We start from the raw sequence: 17,341 nt of genomic DNA, 5'->3' as shown, positions 1-17,341 counted from the left end.
CGTGTGTCGTCATATGGAGCCGGCCTCCTCGGGGGCGGGCGACCATGACGACATGGCCCCGCTCATCTCCCCCGCTGAGCTCCACGAACTGCTCGGTCGCGATCCGAACGTGCGTCTGCTCGACGTCCGCTGGCGCCTGGACGAGCCCGAGGGGCGCCCGGCCTACTTGGACGGGCACCTTCCGGGAGCGGTCTACGTCGACCTCGAACACGAGCTGGCCCTGCGCGGCGACCCGCGCGAGGGGAGGCATCCGGTCCCTCCTCGCACCGTGCTGGAAGAGGCCGCGCGGCGCTGGGGTCTGCGCGCGGGCGACCACGTCGTCGTGTACGACGACCTGCATGCGGTCGCGGCGGCGCGCGCGTGGTGGCTGCTCACTCGGTCCGGTGTGCCGTCGGTGCGTGTGCTCGACGGCGGCCTGCGCGCCTGGATCGCCGAAGGACTGCCGCTCGAGACCGGAGATGTGCAGCCGCGCCGCGGCACGATCCAGCTCGACGAGCTCGACCCCGACGCGGTCGCCGACATCGACGACGTCGAGGACTGGCCGTGGCGCGGAACGCTCCTCGACGTGCGCGCGCCCGAGCGCTATCGCGGAGACACCGAGCCGATCGACCCGGTCGGCGGCCACGTCCCCGGGGCCGTGAACCTTCCGACGACCGTCCACGTGCACGGCGGGCGGTTCCGGCCGCCCGACGAGCTGCGCGCGGCCTTCGCATCCGTCGGCGCGACCGAGGGGGTGCCGGTCGCCGCCTACTGCGGCTCGGGGATCGCCGCCACCCACACGGCGCTCGCGGGTGCCGTCGCGGGCATCGAGGTGACCGTGTACCCGGGCTCGTGGAGCCAATGGTCGAACACGCGCGGGCGGCTCGTCGCCGTCGGACGCACACCCGCCGCCGAGGTGGTGCCTTCATGACCGAGCCGCTCATCGTGGGCGCCATGGTGCGGACGCTCGGCGCGTATCCGTCGGGCTGGCGGCATCCGGGCGCGCACGCCGATCCGCAGACGGATGCCGCGATCCTCCGCCGCATCGCGAAGCTGGGTGAAGACGCGGGACTCGACTACCTCTTCTTCGGCGACTGGCTGGCGACGGGTCCCGACCTCGAGTTCCGCGACCCCTACCTGTTGGCGCGCATCGATCCCGTGAGCGCGGTGCTCTACCTCGCGGGGATCACCGAGCGCATCGGGCTCATCGCGACGGTCAACACGACGTACGCGGACCCGTATGCGACGGCCCGTGCGACAGCGTCGCTCGATCTGCTCACGGGTGGGCGCGCCGGCGTGAACCTCGTGACGGGCGCCGAGCCGCGCGCGGCCGCGAACCACGGACGCGACGCGCACGCCGACAACGCGACCCGGTACGACCGCGCCGAGGAATTCGTCCACGCGCTGCGCCTGTTGTGGGAGTCGTGGGACGAGGACGCGTGGATCGCCGACCGCCTCACGGGCACGCTCATCGACGAGCGCGGTCTGCGTGCGCCCGAGTTCCGCGGCGAGTACGTGCGGGTCGAAGGTCCGCTCAACGTCGCGCGGCCGCCGCAGGTGCATCCGCCGATCGTCCACGCGGGCACATCCGACCGCTCGCGGGCCTTGGCGGCGACCGAGGCCGACCTCGCGCTCATCGCCTCACCCGACCTCCACACGGCGCGCGAGACGCGGGCACGACTGCGGGCTTCGGCTTCGGCGTCGGGCCGTCGGCCGGACGACCTCAAGGTGATCGCGCCGGTGCTTCCGGTGGTGGCGGAGACGGGTGCCGCGGCCCGCGTGATCGTCGACCGCCTGCTGCTGCTCGTGCCGATCCACGACGGCGAGTCTCCGCACGTCGAGCGGACCGGGTTCCCGGTGAACCGCTCCCTCGCGGCCTTCCTCGACGCGGCCGACCTCGCGCCGGACGACCCATCGCGCCGGGCCGGTGTCGACGAACTGGTCGCGCGCGACGCAGCGGCGCGATTCGGCGAGGCCGCCGCGCGCACGCTCGCGCTCGTCGAGCAGAGGACGGGTCGCCGCGTCGGCGGAGACTTCCCCGTGACGTGGCGGTACCTCATCGCGGCGCACGCGGTTCCGGCAGCGTTCGTCGTGGGCGATGCGTCGACCGTCGCGGACCACTTCGAGCGCTGGAGCGACGAGCGCGCGGCGGACGGCTTCAACGTGCTCTCGGCCTTCCAGCCTGATCAGTTCGAGGCGTTCACCGCGCTCGCGGTTCCCGAGCTGCGACGCCGCGGACTGCTCGGTCGCGAGGGCGAGACGCTGCGCGAGCGGCTCGGGCTGGGCGCGCCGCGGCTGCTGCATGCGCCCGCCGGGGCATCCGCCGCTTCCCTCGGTTCTTGAGCGAGGAGCGCAGCGGGCCGACCGTGTGTCCGCGGCGGCGCTTCGACGGGCTCAGCGACCGGGTGGGAGCGACCGGGGCGCGGCGTCCGCTACGACGCTTCGACGGGCTCAGCGACCGGGTGCGACGCTTCGACGGGCTCAGCGACCGGGGCGCGGGATCCGCGGCGACGCTTCGACGGGCTCAGCGACCGGGTGCGCGCGACCGGCGAAGCGGCATCCGTGTTGCCCACTGTGACCGCGTGTGAACGCGTCTTTCGAGCGGTGACGGGCTGTGTCGTCACACTCGGCGGCGCTCGCCGCGACCTGCGTAGCGTGGCCGCCAGCCTTCCGATCCCCCGATTCCAGGAGACCCGACATGTCCCGTCCCGCAGTTCGCGCCGTCGCCGCACTCGCCGCGATCGCCACCGCGGCCACCCTCGCGTCGTGCGCGTCGAGCAACGCGCCGAGCGGATCGGGTGAGCCCGCCGGCGATCCGGTCACCGGCGGCACCCTGACCTACCTCGAGCACCAGACCTACACGAACCTGTATCCGCCGCAGGCCGGGTTCTACCCGAACGGCGGCATCGTGAACAACATCACGGCGCGCCTGACGTGGCAGAATCCCGAGACGCTCGAGATCGAGCCGTGGATCGCGACCGAGTGGACCGTGAACGAGGACGCGACCGAGTACACGTTCGAGCTGCGCGACGACGCGACGTTCTCCGACGGCACGCCCATCGACGCGGCGGCCGTCGCGAAGAACTTCGACACCTACGGGCTGGGGAACCCCGACCTCGGGCTGACGGTCTCCGAGGCGATCAACAACTACGAGTCGAGCGAAGTCGTGGACGACGACACCGTGACGTTCCGCTTCTCGGCGCCCGCGCCCGGTTTCCTCCAGGCGACGTCGACGATCAACTCGGGGCTGCTGTCGCCTGACACGCTCGACCTGTCGCTCGAGGAGTTCGGCGCGGGCAACGCGACGGAGATCGTCGGCTCGGGGCCGTTCGTGATCACGGACGAGAAGCTCGGCACGGAGCTCACGTTCGAGGCACGCGAGGACTACGACTGGGCTCCGCCGAGCTTCGAGCACCAGGGTCGCGCGTACCTCGACGCGATCCACCTGATCGTGGCGCCGGAGGATTCGGTGCGCATCGGATCGCTCCTCGCAGGTCAGGCGGACTACATCCGCTACGTGCAGGCGTTCGACGAGGCGCGCGTCGAGTCGGCGGGCTTCGAGCTGCACGCCCCGCAGACGCGCGGCGTCAACAACTCGATCGGCCTGCGCTTCACGAACCCGCTGCTCAGCGACGTCCGGGTGCGGCAGGCGCTTGTCGCGGGCGTGGATGCGCAGGAGGTCGTCGACACGATCTTCACCGCGAACTACCCGAAGGCGACCTCGGCGCTCAGCTCGACGGCGCTCGGCTACAAGGACGAGTCGTCGTTCTACGAGTACGACCCCGAGAAGGCCGAGGAGCTGCTCGACGAGGCCGGCTGGGAGCCGGGCTCGGACGGCATCCGCGAGAAGGATGGCGAGCGCCTCTCGCTCACCGTCTACGAGGCGAAGCCGCAGCCGCTGTCGAAGCAGACGCTCGAGCTGATCGCGCAGCAGCTGAAGAGGATCGGCGTCGAGCTGAACGTGAAGTCGGCGGATGCCGGCACCTACGCCGAAGACATCCAGGACCCGCTCAAGACGCCGCTGTACCACTCGATGGTCGGCCGCGCGGACCTCGACGTCATCAAGAGCCAGTACCACACACAGAACCGCGACACGCTCCTGTCGGACGACGCCGAGCTCGACCGGCTGCTGGAGGTCGTGGCCTCGGAGCCCGACCCGGCGAAGCGCGTCGAGGCCTCGCAGGAGGTGCAGGACTACCTCGCCGAGCAGGCGTACGTGATCCCGCTGTTCGAGGAGCCGCAGGTGTACGGCACGGCTCCGTACGTGCACGGCGTCGAGTACGAATCCGTCGGCCGCCCGCTGTTCTACGACGTGTGGCTCGACAAGTAGGTCGCAGGAGCTGAGCCGATGCGCTACGCGCTGAGACGGGCCGGGCAGGCCGCGATCGTGCTGATCGCGGCCTACACGGTCACCTTCCTGCTGCTGCAGCTGATGCCCGGGGATGCGATCCTCATCCGGTACGACAACCCCGAGCTCGGGCTGACGGCGGAGCAGATCCAGCAGATCCGGATCAACTACGGCGTGGACACGCCGTGGTGGCAGCAGTACCTGACGACCCTCGCCGGCTACCTGCGCGGGGAGTTCGGGTATTCGACGCAGTACGGCACGGGCGTGCTCGACCTCATCGGCGAGGCGCTGCCGTCGACGATCGCGCTCGCGGGCATCGGATTCGTCGTCGCGGCGATCCTGGCGGTGGTGATCGCGTTCCTCTCGACGCTGTCGCCGTTCGGGTGGCTGCGCCGCGGACTGCAGGCGATCCCCGGCGTGTTCGTCTCGATCCCCGTGTTCTGGCTCGGCATCCTCTTGATCCAGGTGTTCTCGTTCGGCCTCGGCTGGGTGCCGATCGTGGGCGCCGACCCCGTCGTCGGCCTCATCTTGCCGGTGCTGACGCTCGCCGTGCCGATCTCGGCGCCGCTCGCGCAGATCCTCATCCGCTCGATCGACGAGGTGCGGCTGCAGCCGTTCGTGACCGTCATCCGCGCGAAGGGCGCATCGGAGTCGCGCGTGCTGTGGACGTCGGTCGCGCGCAACGCGATCCTGCCGACGCTGACGATCGCGGGCGTGCTGTTCGGCGAGCTCGTCGGTGGCGCGGTCGTGACCGAGACGGTGTTCGGCCGCACGGGGATCGGGAGGGTCACCGAGCAGGCCGTCGCCAACCAGGACATCCCCGTGCTGCAGGGCGTCGTCGTGCTCGCGGCCTTCACGTTCATCGTCGTGAACCTCGCAGTCGACCTGCTGTACCCCGTGCTCGACCCGCGACTGCGCTCGGGCTCGCGCCGCACGGCGTCCGGCCCCGCGACCGTCGGTGAAGCCCCGACACCGGTGGAGGCATCCGCATGACCGCTCCCGTCCTTCCCCCCGAGATCGACGCCGTCCGCTCGGCGGCGCGCGACGAGGCATCCGGCGTCGTCGCCGATCCGATCGAGGCGGATGCCGCGGCCGAGTCCGGCCGACCCGCGAGGCGCTCGACGATCGCGCGCCTGTTCGCCCGCGGGCGTCGCCCGTCGTGGACACTCGTGCTCGCCGTCGCGGTCGTCGTGATCGCCGTGCTGTGGGCGCTCATTCCGTGGGCGTTCACCGGGTACGACCCGATCCACGGGGTGCCCGCCGAGAAGCTGCAGCCGCCGAGCCTCGAGCACTGGTTCGGCACGGATGCGATCGGCCGAGACCTCTACGCGCGCGTCGTGCACGGCGCGGTGCACTCCCTGTCGGGGGCCCTCATCGCGGTGACCGTCGGGCTCGCCGCGGGAACGATCATCGGGGTCGTCGCGGGGTCGGTGGGCGGGATCGTCGACGAGATCCTCATGCGGATCGTCGACGTCCTGTTGTCGATCCCGGGGCTCCTGCTCATGCTGTCGGTGATCATCCTGCTCGGGTTCGGGACGGTGAACGCCGCCATCGCGGTCGGCGTCGTGAGCGTCGCGTCGTTCGCGAGGCTGTCGCGGTCCGAGGTCGTGCGCGTGCGGCGCAGCGACTACGTCGAGGCGGCGTTCGGCAGCGGCGGGACGTTCTTCTCGGTGCTGCGTCGGCACGTGCTGCCGAACTCGCTCACCGCGGTGATCGGCCTCGCGGCGCTCCAGTTCGGCACGGCGATCCTCGCGATCTCGACGCTCGGATTCCTCGGTTACGGCGCTCCGCCGCCGACGCCCGAGTGGGGGCTGCTCATCGCGGAGGGGCGCAACTACGTCGCGACGGCATGGTGGCTCACGACGCTGCCCGGCCTGGTCGTGCTCGTCGTGGTGCTGAGCGCCAACCGCATCAGTCAGTCGCTCGGAAGGAGCTCGCGATGACCGTGCTCAGCGTCGAAGGCCTGCGTGTCTCGTACGCCGGCCGCTCCGGACGCCGCGAGGTCGTGCACGGCGTCGGGTTCGACGTCACCGAGGGCGAGGTCGTCGCGCTCGTGGGCGAGTCCGGGTCGGGCAAGTCCACGACCGCGCACGCCCTCATCGGCCTGCTCCCCGAGGGAGGGCGGGTCGACGGCGGTGCGGTGCGCCTCGGCGGCGTCGACATCGCGGGGTGGTCGTCGCGCCGTTTGCGTGCCGTGCGCGGAGTGAGTGTCGGACTCGTGCCCCAGGATCCCGTCGCGTCTCTCGATCCCGTGCGTCCGATCGGCGTGCAGGTCGGCGAGATCCTCCGGGTGCACGGCGAGCGCGACGCGCGGGTCGTGAGGGCGCGCGTGCTCGAGCTGCTCGAGCGCGTGGGGCTCGACGACCCCGAGCTGCGCTCGCGACAGTATCCGCACGAGCTCTCCGGCGGCATGCGCCAGCGCGTGCTCATCGCGACCGCGATCGCGCTCAGGCCGCGACTCATCATCGCGGACGAGCCCACGAGCGCACTCGACGCGACCGTTCAACGGCGCATCCTCGACCTCATCGACGGCCTGCGCCGAGAAGAGGGCACGTCCGTGCTGCTCGTGACGCACGACCTCGGGGTCGCCGCCGATCGCGCGCAGCGGATCGTCGTGCTCAAGGACGGCCGCGTCGTCGAGGAGGGCCCTGCGGCCGACATCCTCGCCGGTCCTCGCGACGCGTACACACGGCAGCTGCTCGCCGATGCCCCCGCGCTCGAGACGGGCTTCCGCCGCCCGCCGGCGCCGCTCTTCCTGCGTGACGCATCGGCCGCGGCGGCCGAGAACCCGTACGCGATCACGGCCACCGGACTGGTGAAGGAGTTCGCCGTGCGCGGGCGGGAGCCGTTCCGCGCCGTCGACGACGTGTCGTTCCGCGTGCGCCGCGGTACGACGCACGCGCTCGTCGGAGAGTCGGGGTCGGGCAAGACGACGACCGCGCGGCTGGTGACGCGATTCCTGCATCCGGATGCCGGCAGCATCGACCTCGACGGCACCGACGTCGCAGGGCTCTCACGCTCCGAGGTGCGGGAGCTGCGCCGTCGCATCCAGCTCGTCTACCAGAACCCCTTCTCGTCGCTCGACCCGCGCCAGAGCATCGCGCAGATCGTCGCGGAGCCGCTGCACAACTTCCGCGAGGGCCGTCGGGCCGACCGCGCCGCGCGCGCGGCCGAGCTCATCGACCGCGTCGCTCTCCCGCACGACGTGCTCGACCGCACGCCGCGAGAGCTCTCCGGCGGTCAGCGTCAGCGCGTCGCGATCGCGCGGGCGCTCGCGATCCGCCCCGACGTCGTCGTGCTCGACGAGGCGGTGTCGGCCCTCGATGTCACGGTGCAGGCGCGCATCCTCGAGCTGCTCGAGTCGCTGCAGCAGGAGCTCGGTCTCACGTACCTGTTCATCTCGCACGATCTCGCGGTCGTCCGTCGCATCAGCCACACGGTCTCGGTCATGCGGCGCGGCCGCGTGGTCGAGCAGGGCGCGACCGAGGAACTCTTCGCCAACCCCACCCATGAATACACGCGCGAGCTGCTCGCAGCCGTGCCCGGACGAACGGAGGTCGCGGCATGACCACCGCCCCCACTCTCGCCTTCTTCACGAGACTCCTCGACGACGCGCCCCCCGCCGAGCGCTACCGCCTCGCGACCGACCAGATCCGGCACGCGGAGCGCTTCGGCGTCCAGCGCGCGTGGGTCGCGCAGCACCACTTCCGCGCCGCCGAGGGCGGCCTGCCTTCGCCCTTCGTCTTCCTCGCGCACGCGGCGGCGGCGACGAGCGAGATCCGCCTCGGCACGGGCGTCGTGACGCTGCCGCTCGAAGATCCCGTCCGCGTCGCGGAGGATGCGGTCGTCGCCGACCTCCTGTCGGGCGGGCGCATCGACCTCGGCCTCGGCAGCGGCGGCACACCGTCGTCGTTCATTCCGTTCGGCCTGCACGTCTCCGACAAGGCGGCCGTGTACGACGAGAAGCTCCGCACGCTCCTCCTCGCGCTCGAGGGGCAGGACGTCGGCGGGGGCAACACGCTGTATCCGGATGCCGGGACACTCGGCGCCCGCGTGTGGCAGGCGACCTTCTCGGCGGCGGGCGGCACGCGCGCGGGTGTCCACGGGCACGGCTTGCTCCTCTCGCGCACGCAGCCGCGTCCCGCCGACGACCTGCACGCGTCGCTCGCCGCGATCCAGCAGCCGATCATCGACGCGTACCTCGAAGCGCTTCCCGCCGGCGTCCCGCCTCGCGTCACCGCCTCGCGCACCGTGTTCGTCGCCGACGACCGCGCCGACGCCCTGCGCTTCGCCGAGGTCGGCCTTCGCCGGGCGGCCGAGGGCTTCCGCCGGGCGGGCCAGACGATCCCCGGCGACTCGCTCGACGAGCTCGTCGTCGCCCTCGACACGCACCTCGGAACCCCGGACGAGGTGGTCGCGTCGCTCGCCGCCGACGAGACACTCGCACGCGCGGACGAGATCGCGTTCCAGGTGCACTCGGTCGATGCGCCGCACGACTTCGTCCTGCGCTCGATCGAGCTGTTCGCGACCGAGGTCGCCCCGAAGCTCGGCTGGGCGACGAGCGACAGCAGCCTGGCATCCGCCCTCGAAGGATCCCTCGGAAAGGAGACCGCATGACCGCCCCCATCGTCGACGTCGTCGACACCCTCACGGGCGCTGCGCCCGACGGCGTCGTCACCGCCGTCCGCAGCATCCGTCCCGTCACGCGCGAACAACTGCAGGCCAGCTACGACGCGCTCTTCGACCCCGTCGACGACTCCGACGTCTCGCTGACCGAGCGCGCACTCATCGCGGCGTTCGCGACGCGGCTGACCGGAGCGGATGCCACGGCCGACCACTACGCGCGACTCGCCGCGGACGCGGACGGTAGCGCGGCATCCGTCATCGCGTCCCTTGCGGACCGGGCCGGCACCTCCGGTCCGTTCGGCCGGTATCGCGAACCGGGACTTGCCGCCGAGGGCACCGACGGGCTGCGGTTCTCGGTTCCCGAGGACGCGCGCGCCCAGCTCGGCGACCGCCTCGCGGCGGCGCTCGAGCACACCCACCTGCTCGTCTATCGGCCCCGCGAAGCCGCGGATGCCGCGCTCCAGCGCCTGCTGGACGCTGGGTGGACCGTGTCGGGGATCGTCACCCTGTCGCAGCTGGTCGCGTTCCTCGCGTTCCAGCAGCGAGTCGTCGCGGGGCTCCGCGTGCTCGAGGAGGTCGGCGCATGAGCGAGACATTCGCGACCCAGGTGCACACGTTCACGTACGACGAGCCGCATCCGCATGCGTTCACGCGCGGCGAGGTGGGCTGGCTGCCGTGGCTCGAGCCGCTGCCCGTCGACGAGCTCACCGAGCGCCACTACGACGGACTCGTCGACCGCGCGCGGGCGTCGAGCGACTACTTCCGCCTGCTCGCGCGCGATCCCGAGATCCTGCGGGCGCGCACGCTCGTCGACAAGGACATCTTCTACAACACCGCCGAGGGTCTCCCGCGGGCGGAGCGCGAGCTGGCGGCCGCGGCGGCGTCGCGCGTGAACGGGTGCGTCTTCTGCGCGTCGGTGCACGCGCGGTTCGCGGCGCACTTCTCGAAGCGGCCGGAGCTCGTCGACATCCTCCTGGGTGAGGGGGTGGGGGCCGACCTCGGCGAGCGGTGGAACGCGATCACGGATGCCGCGGCCGCCCTCACCGCGACGCCGATTGCCTTCGGACCGAGTCACGTCGCGCGTCTGCGCGAGGCGGGCTTGGGCGATCTCGAGATCTCGGACGTGATCCACGGGGCGGCGTTCTTCAACTGGGCGAACCGGCTCATGCTGTCGCTCGGGCGTCCCGTCGCACCGCCCGACGAGGCCTGACGGACCACACGGCGCCCGGGGCGGCGCAGCCGTCGCCGGGGCGCCGTCTGCCGCGTCGCGTTTCGCTTGCGCGCCCTGGGCCGCCTATGCTCCTGGCATGGGCAGGTTCATCTATGACGCGTCGGGCAACTCGGTCGAGATCGAGGATCGCTCCCTCGCGCATCTGCGCATCGTCGTGATGAACAAGCTGCGCCGTTCCGAGGCGTTCATGTTCGACGTCGACATGGGCGACGGCAGTGGTCGCCGCAGCTTCTGGATGCACCCGTCCGTGCCCATGCAGTTCCACTTCTACGGCGGGCGGCAGCCGCGCATCAACCGCATGTGGGTCGAAGAGCTCATGCAGGCCGCGAGCGGGCCCAACGGGCTCACGATCGTGCCCGAGCCCGCCGACGAGCCGGTCGTCGAAGAGGGCTGACCCGGTTCGACCCCGCGCGGCGCCGTCAGGCGAGGCTGCGCGACTGCTCGGCCGTCACCGCCGGTGCGGGGGAGGATCCGGAGTCGCCGTCCGCCCCAGGCTCGTCGACGGCGGGCGCGCCGGGCGCATCGAAGTGCTCGGCCACGAGCATGATGCCGCCGGACGAGTTCGCCGAGTTCGCGAGCTCTTCGATCCACTCGCGGCTGAGCTGTGCGGGCTCGGGGTCGTCGAACACGAACCGCAGTGGGATCGAGGGGTGCAGCCAGATCGTGCTGCGTCCTCGCGGCTCGCCTTCGGGGTGGCGCCACGACACGGTGAAACTCTCGTTCCGGCGGAGCTTCGTGGCGATGACCACCTTCAAATGCGCCAGGGCGCGGTCTTCGATGTGGATCGGGGTGCCGGCTCCGCCGTAATAGATCGTGCCCATGCGTTCACCCTAGGCGGCGAAAGCCTGAACGGGCGAAAGATTTCACCTGGTGAGCATCCGTGGGAGGCGGTGTCCACAGTGTGGACAGGGTCGCGCACGCGTGGAGGCGGTCAGGATGCCGTCGCCGCGCGCACCTGGCCTGTGGTGGTATCGCCCGCCAGGGGATCGCGCAGGAGGTCTCCGAATGCGGCCTCGGCGGCCCCGATGAGCAGGCGGTCTTCTGCGAGCACGGCCGTGCGGATCTCGAGGTCTTCAGCGGATGCCGGCATGCACTGCGCGCGCACCGACTCGTCCAGCGCCGCCGGGTCGCTCTCGGCAATCGTCGCGAGGAAGCCGCCGAGGACGACGACGGCCGGATTGAGCACGTTGACGGCGTTGGCGAGAGCGGTCGCGAGGATGCGTCGCTGGCGCGAGACCTCGGCGGTGACATCCGGTGCCTCCGACGCGAAGATCGCGGCGGCGAGCGTCGGCTCGTCGGCGGCGGACAGGCCCACGGCGGCCAGCAGACGCGCTCGGCTCACCTCGTCTTCGAGCACGCCGTCGGCCGCACGGCGGTCGGCGGGGGAGAGGATGCCGGGCCGGTTCTGCCCGAACTCACCCGCATAGCCGGCCGTGCCCCCCACGGGGATGCCGTGCACGATGAGTCCGCCGCCGATGCCGCTCGCACCGCCGTTGAGGTAGACGAGATCGTCGATGCCGCGGCCGGCGCCGAACAGGTGTTCGGCGATCGCGCCGAGCGAAGCGTCGTTGCCCACCGCGGTCGGCAGCCCCGTCGCCTCTTCGACGAGCGTGCGGACGGGAGCGTCGCGCCAGTCGAGGTGTGGCGCGATGCGCACGAGTCCGTCGGCGGCGCGCACGAGGCCGGGCACGGCGACGCCCGCAGCGACGACGCGCGCGTCGCGCAGGACCGTGCCGCGCCATTCGTCCGTGACCTCGGCGATGAGGCGAGCCGCCTCTTCGGGCGACATGAGGTGGTCGACGTCGATGCGTCGCCGTGCCGGGATGCCGCCGTCGAGGCCGACGGCCGCCATCGTGAGGGCGTCCACCTCGGGGTTCGCGGCGATCGCGACGACGCGCGGGTCGGGGGCGACGACGGGGGACGGCCTGCCCACGCGGCGGGACGGGTCGGGGGCACGCTCGATCGTGAGGCCGAGCGCCGTGAGCTCGGCGACGAGGTCGGCCACGGTCGACCGGTTGAGCCCCGTGAGGGCGGTCAATCGCGACCGCGAGAGGGCGCGCTCGAGGTGGGCGAACTGCAGCACGCGCGCGAGATTCGCGCGTCGCACCCCTTCGACGGTGCCTGAGCGGTCGGCCACCTGACCACTGTAGGGGCGGTGGGCGCGATCCGACGCCTGCAACCGCCGAATATGTTGGGCTTGACTCGAAATCCGCCGACTCCTATCCTTGAGCCGTCCAGATCACTTTCGACAACACCGTCGAAACTTTCGAGAGGTTCGAAGATGAACACACGCAGCACGTTGCGGTTCGCCGCGGGCGTCGCCGCGACCGGCCTGGCGATCGGCGCCCTCGCCGGCTGTGCGGCCGGCGGCGGAGGCACCGGCGACGATGGGAACGGCGACGAGGTCACCATCACGTGGTGGCACAACGGCACCGGTGAGCCGCTGAAGTCCTTCTGGGAAGAGGTCGCGGCGGAGTTCGAGGCCGACAACCCCGGAGTCACCGTGGACGTCCAGGCGTTCCAGAACGAGGAGCTCCAGCGCACCCTCATCCCCAACGCGCTGCAGGCGGGCGGCGACGCGGCTCCCGACCTGTTCATGGTCTGGGCCGAGGGCGAGATCAAGTCCCAGGTCGAGGCGGGCTACCTGAAGGACCTGAGCGGCCTGACCGACGTCATCGACTCGATCGGCGGCGCCGGCACCGGCTGGAACGTCGACGGCAAGCAGTACGGCATCCCCTTCCGCTTCGGCATCGAGGGCATCTGGTACAACGCCGACCTCTTCGAGCAGGCGGGCATCACCGAGACGCCCACCACGTTCACCGAGTTCAGCGAGGCGATCAACAAGCTCGCCGACGCGGGCGTCGCGCCGATCGGCGTCGGCGCGGGCGACGGCTGGCCTGCCGCGCACTGGTGGTACCAGTTCGCGATCAAGACGTGCTCCGAGGATGCGCTCAAGGAGGCGGCGGACACCCTGACGTTCGACGACCCGTGCTTCGTCGAGGCGGGCGAGAACCTCAAGGCGTGGATGGACGAGTTCGAGGGTGACCTCCCGTTCCAGCAGAACCCGACCAGCACCCCGGCGCAGAGCGTGCCGAACAGCTCGGCGGGCCTGCTCGCGGCCCAGTCGACGGCGATGGAGCTCATGGGAACGTGGCACCGCGGCGAGGTCGCGAAGCTCGTCCCGGGCGCTCCGGCCGACAACCCGCCCGCACCCGAGTGGCTCGCGTGGATGCCCGTGCCCGACATCGAGGGCGCCGCAGGTGCTCCCGGCGCCGCGCTCGGCTCGGGTGACGCGTGGGGCGTCTACGTCGACGCGCCGGATGAGACGCTCGACCTCCTGGAGTACATCTCGAGCGTCGACGTGCAGACCCGCTTCGCCGAGACCGGAGAGATCCCGACGGTCGCCGGTGCCGAGGCCGGCATCACCGACCCGGTGCTGAAGCAGATCGCCGAGGGCACGGTCAACGCCGAGCTCGTGGTGACGTGGCTCGACACGCAGTACGGTCCCGTCATCGGCAAGGCGATGAACGACGCCATCGTCAACCTGATGTTCGGCAACGGCTCGCCCGAGGACGTTCCTCAGGCGATGAACGACGCGGCCGCGACCCTGTAGTAAGGCGACATCGCACCTCATGACCGCAATCAACGAGGCCGGGCCCGCGCTTGACGCGGGCCCGGCCCCCGTCGGGACCAGGAAGCGCTCGGCGCGCGCCCGCAGGCGCCAATGGGGCGAGGTCACCCTGTTCGCAGGACCGGCGGTTCTCGTCTACCTCCTGTTCGTCCTCCTCCCCGTCGTCCTGGCCGCGTACTACAGCTTCTTCAACTGGAACGGCCTCGGGCCCCTCGAACGCTTCATCGGCTTCGACAACTACGCGCGGGTCCTGACCGACCCGGTGTTCCACCGCTCGGTGGGCAACAACTTCTTCATCCTGTTCCTGTCGCTGCTCATCCAAGGGCCGCTGGCGATCCTCGTCGCGCTCCTCATGAACCGGCGCCTGCGGTTCCGCGGGCTGCTGCGCGCGCTCATCTTCGTGCCGTATGTGCTCAGCGAGGTGACCGCCGGTCTCGCGTGGCAGATCATGCTCCAGTCCGTCCCGCCGGCACGGTACGGGCCCATCGACACGTGGCTGCGGATGATCGGCATCGAGAACCCGCCGGCCTGGCTCGCCGACCCCAACGTCGTCATGTGGACGATGTTCGGCATCCTCACGTGGAAGTACCTCGGCCTCGCGATCATCCTCATGCTCGCCGGGCTCGCGGGCATCCCCGAAGACCTCTACGAAGCCGCCGCACTCGACGGCGCCGGCTGGTGGAAGACCCAATGGCACATCACCGTGCCCCTGCTCGGGCCCACCATCCGCATCTGGGCGTTCCTGTCGATCATCGGCTCCTTGCAGCTGTTCGACCTCGTGTGGATCGTCACGGGCGGCGGACCCCTCCACGCTTCCTCCACGATGGCGGTGTACATGGTCGAATACGGCCTCAACGTGACGCAGATCGGCTACGGCAGCGCCGTCGCGGTCGTGCTGTTCCTCATCTCGCTCGTCGTCGCCCTGGTGTACCAGCGCTTCGCGCTGCGTCGCGACCTGCAGGGCGCCCTCACGACGGGGGTGCGCTGACATGACCGCCGCACTCGAGCACCGCGCGGGCAAGCGCGGCATCGACTGGAGCCAGCCCGTCGTCTACGTCGTGGCGCTCGTGGTCGCCGCCATCGCGATCGGCCCCGTGCTGTACGTCACGATCGCCGGCTTCCGCACGAACCCGGACTTCTTCGCCGACCCCGCGGGACTCCCGAACCCGTGGGTGATCGACAACTACGCGCGCATCCTGAGCGACCCGCGCTTCTGGAACCAGGTGCTCGCGAGCACCGTGACCGCGCTCGGCACGACGCTCGGCGTCATGCTGCTGGGCGTCATGGCGGCGTTCGTGATCGCGCGCTACGACTTCCGGGGGCGCAACTTCCTCTACGCGCTGTTCACCACCGGGCTGCTGTTCCCGCTCACGATCTCGATCCTTCCGCTGACCGTCCTGCTGCGGCAGCTGAACCTGTTCGGATCGTGGTGGGGTCTCATCATCCCGCAGGTCGCCTTCGCGCTTCCGACGACGATCATCATCCTCGTGCCCTTCCTGCGCGCCATCCCGGGCGAGCTGGAAGACGCGGCGGTGGTCGACGGCACGTCGCGCATCGGGTTCTTCTGGCGCATCATGCTGCCGTTGTCGATGCCCGGCCTCATGACGGTCGGCGTGCTCGCGTTCGTCGGCAGCTGGAACGCGTACCTCCTGCCCTTGTTCGTGCTGCAGGCGGGCGGCGCGCGCCCCGAAGACTACACGTTGCCACTCGGCGTGCAGTTCTTCTCGACGGCCTACGGTCAGGACACGACAGGCGTGCTCGCGTACACCTCGCTCGCGATGCTTCCCGCGATCCTCTTCTTCACCCTCGCCGAGAAGCGCATCGTCGGCGGTCTTCAGGGGGCGGTGAAGGGATGACGACGGATGCCTCGACCGAGGCCGCGATCGAGGCGTGGCGTGATGCCGCGCTCCCCGTCGACCGGCGCGTCGACGCCCTCGTGGCCGAGCTGACGCTGGAAGAGAAGATCGCGCAGCTGTACGGCATCTGGATCGCCGCGTCGAACGACGGGGCGGAGGTCGCGCCGAACCAGAACGAGATGACCGAAGACGTCGATCTCGCCGACGTCGCACCGCTCGGGCTGGGGCAGCTCACGCGCACGTACGGCACCGTCCCGGTCGACCCGGCGGCCGGCGCCGTGTCGCTCTTGCGCACGCAGCAGCGCATCGTGTCGGAGTCCCGCTTGGGCATCCCCGCCCTCGCGCACGAGGAGTGCCTCGCGGGCTTCGCCGCGTGGGGTGCGACCGCCTATCCGGTGCCGCTGTCGTGGGGTGCCACGTGGTCGCCCGACCTCGTCGAGCGCATGGGCGCGCGCATCGGCGCCGACATGCGCAAGATGGGCGTCCACCAGGGCCTCGCCCCCGTGCTCGACGTCGTGCGCGACGCCCGGTGGGGCCGCGTCGAGGAGACGATCGGCGAGGATCCGTACCTCGTCGGCACGACCGCGACCGCGTACATCAAGGGCATCGAGTCGGCGGGCGTCGTCGCGACGCTCAAGCACTTCGCGGGCTACTCGGCCTCGAAGGCGGGCCGCAACCTCGCCCCGGTGTCGATGGGCCGTCGCGAGCTCGCCGACGTGATCCTGCCTCCGTTCGAGATGGCGATCCGCGAGAGCGGCGTGCGCAGCGTCATGAACTCGTACACCGACATCGACGGCGTGCCGTCCGCCGCCGACGAGTCGCTGCTCACCGGGCTGCTGCGCGACACGTGGGGCTTCGAGGGCACCGTCGTTGCGGACTACTTCGCGATCGCGTTCCTCGTGACCCAGCACGGCACCGCCGCGGACTGGACCGACGCGGCGCACCAGGCGCTCAAGGCGGGCATCGACGTCGAGCTCCCCGGTCGCAAGACCTTCGGCCCCGCTCTCGTCGAGGCCGTGCGCGACGGCGTCGTGCCGGAGGCGCTCATCGACCGCGCGCTGCGCCGTGTGCTCGCACAGAAGATCGAGCTGGGGCTGCTCGACGGCGAGTCCGGATACGTCCCGCCGGTGCTGCAAGGACGCGAAGGTGCGACGGCCGATGATGTGCGCGGCTCGGTCGACCTCGACCCGGCCGAGAACCGCGCGCTCGCGCGCGAGCTCGCCGAGCGCGCGATCGTGCTCCTGAGCAACGACGGCACGCTGCCACTGCGCTCGCCGAAGCGCATCGCACTCGTCGGACCGAACGGCGACGATCCGTACGCGGTGCTCGGCTGCTACTCGTTCCCGCTGCACGTGGGAATCCACCACCCCGAGTTCGGCGACGGGATCGAGCTTCCGACGCTGCTCGAGTCGCTGCGCGCGGAGTTCCCCGACGCCGAGATCACGTACGTGCAGGGCACGAGCGTCGACGGCGGCGAGCGCGACTTCGACGAGGCGCTCGACGCCGTGCGTGCCGCGGACGTCGCGATCGTCGCCCTCGGCGACCGGGCCGGGCTGTTCGGCCGGGGCACGAGCGGCGAGGGCTGCGACGCCGCCGATCTGAGCCTCCCCGGAGCGCAGCAGGACCTGCTCGAGGCCGTCATCGGCACGGGTACACCCACGATCGCCACG

16 protein-coding genes are annotated in these 17,341 nt (G+C 71.1%); 14 read left to right on the top strand and 2 right to left on the bottom strand.

Translation table 11 applies throughout. The features are described from left to right. Positions 1-52: 52 nt before the first annotated feature. From VFF97_RS15715 to VFF97_RS15670, 10 genes are all read left to right on the top strand, one after another. Positions 53-910, top strand: coding sequence for a sulfurtransferase (locus tag VFF97_RS15715; RefSeq protein ID WP_325034443.1), 858 nt, complete (start codon positions 53-55; stop codon positions 908-910). After that, entirely contained in the window at positions 907-2,322 is a 1,416-nt protein-coding gene (locus tag VFF97_RS15710; protein WP_325034442.1) for an NtaA/DmoA family FMN-dependent monooxygenase, read from the top strand. Before VFF97_RS15715 ends, VFF97_RS15710 begins: the two co-directional genes overlap by 4 nt. 355 nt (positions 2,323-2,677) lie before the next feature. Beyond that, complete coding sequence (locus VFF97_RS15705; protein ID WP_325034441.1) at positions 2,678-4,309, top strand: TIGR04028 family ABC transporter substrate-binding protein; 1,632 nt, start codon at positions 2,678-2,680, stop codon at positions 4,307-4,309. Between the two features lie 18 nt (positions 4,310-4,327). After that, positions 4,328-5,320, top strand: a complete 993-nt coding sequence (locus VFF97_RS15700) for an ABC transporter permease (protein ID WP_325034440.1) — start codon at positions 4,328-4,330, stop codon at positions 5,318-5,320. Continuing rightward, entirely contained in the window at positions 5,317-6,270 is a 954-nt protein-coding gene (locus VFF97_RS15695) for an ABC transporter permease (RefSeq protein ID WP_325034439.1), read from the top strand. Before VFF97_RS15700 ends, VFF97_RS15695 begins: the two co-directional genes overlap by 4 nt. Then, the gene (locus VFF97_RS15690) at positions 6,267-7,895 is read left to right on the top strand and encodes an ABC transporter ATP-binding protein (RefSeq protein ID WP_325034438.1); all 1,629 of its coding nucleotides are present in this window, start codon (positions 6,267-6,269) and stop codon (positions 7,893-7,895) included. The genes VFF97_RS15695 and VFF97_RS15690 overlap by 4 nt, the downstream gene beginning before the upstream one ends. Beyond that, positions 7,892-8,944 (top strand): putative FMN-dependent luciferase-like monooxygenase, encoded by a 1,053-nt coding sequence (locus VFF97_RS15685; protein WP_325034437.1) that lies wholly within the window; start codon positions 7,892-7,894, stop codon positions 8,942-8,944. The genes VFF97_RS15690 and VFF97_RS15685 overlap by 4 nt, the downstream gene beginning before the upstream one ends. After that, positions 8,941-9,540: a CMD domain protein gene (locus VFF97_RS15680; RefSeq protein WP_325034436.1), complete on the top strand. Its 600-nt coding sequence runs from the start codon at positions 8,941-8,943 to the stop codon at positions 9,538-9,540. Before VFF97_RS15685 ends, VFF97_RS15680 begins: the two co-directional genes overlap by 4 nt. Beyond that, complete coding sequence (locus VFF97_RS15675) at positions 9,537-10,163, top strand: alkylhydroperoxidase domain protein (RefSeq protein ID WP_325034435.1); 627 nt, start codon at positions 9,537-9,539, stop codon at positions 10,161-10,163. The genes VFF97_RS15680 and VFF97_RS15675 overlap by 4 nt, the downstream gene beginning before the upstream one ends. Before the next feature lie 97 nt (positions 10,164-10,260). Further along, positions 10,261-10,578, top strand: coding sequence for an ATP-dependent DNA ligase (locus VFF97_RS15670; protein ID WP_325034434.1), 318 nt, complete (start codon positions 10,261-10,263; stop codon positions 10,576-10,578). A 25-nt stretch (positions 10,579-10,603) separates the two neighbouring features. Here VFF97_RS15670 and VFF97_RS15665 read toward each other — a convergent pair whose 3' ends face one another. Beyond that, positions 10,604-11,005 carry a hypothetical protein gene (locus tag VFF97_RS15665; RefSeq protein ID WP_325034433.1) on the bottom strand — a complete coding sequence of 134 codons (402 nt, stop codon included), beginning with the start codon at positions 11,003-11,005 and terminating at the stop codon, positions 10,604-10,606. 110 nt (positions 11,006-11,115) lie between these two features. After that, complete coding sequence (locus VFF97_RS15660) at positions 11,116-12,321, bottom strand: ROK family protein (protein ID WP_325034432.1); 1,206 nt, start codon at positions 12,319-12,321, stop codon at positions 11,116-11,118. Positions 12,322-12,465: 144 nt separating this feature from the next. Between VFF97_RS15660 and VFF97_RS15655 the strand changes: the two genes are divergently transcribed. The 4 genes from VFF97_RS15655 to VFF97_RS15640 all read left to right on the top strand — a co-directional run. After that, entirely contained in the window at positions 12,466-13,797 is a 1,332-nt protein-coding gene (locus tag VFF97_RS15655) for an extracellular solute-binding protein (protein ID WP_325034431.1), read from the top strand. Between the two features lie 19 nt (positions 13,798-13,816). Then, entirely contained in the window at positions 13,817-14,803 is a 987-nt protein-coding gene (locus VFF97_RS15650) for a sugar ABC transporter permease (RefSeq protein WP_325034430.1), read from the top strand. Position 14,804: 1 nt separating this feature from the next. After that, positions 14,805-15,671 (top strand): carbohydrate ABC transporter permease, encoded by an 867-nt coding sequence (locus tag VFF97_RS15645; protein WP_325034429.1) that lies wholly within the window; start codon positions 14,805-14,807, stop codon positions 15,669-15,671. Then, on the top strand, positions 15,668-17,341 hold a 1,674-nt coding region (locus VFF97_RS15640; RefSeq protein WP_325034428.1), incomplete at its 3' end, for a glycoside hydrolase family 3 protein. The genes VFF97_RS15645 and VFF97_RS15640, both read left to right, overlap by 4 nt.

It is taken from the genome of Microbacterium sp. (assembly GCF_035687345.1).
GTDB lineage: Bacteria > Actinomycetota > Actinomycetes > Actinomycetales > Microbacteriaceae > Microbacterium.
The sequence above is the reverse complement of the archived record's forward strand: the minus strand, read 5'-3'. Positions and strand labels throughout refer to the sequence as shown.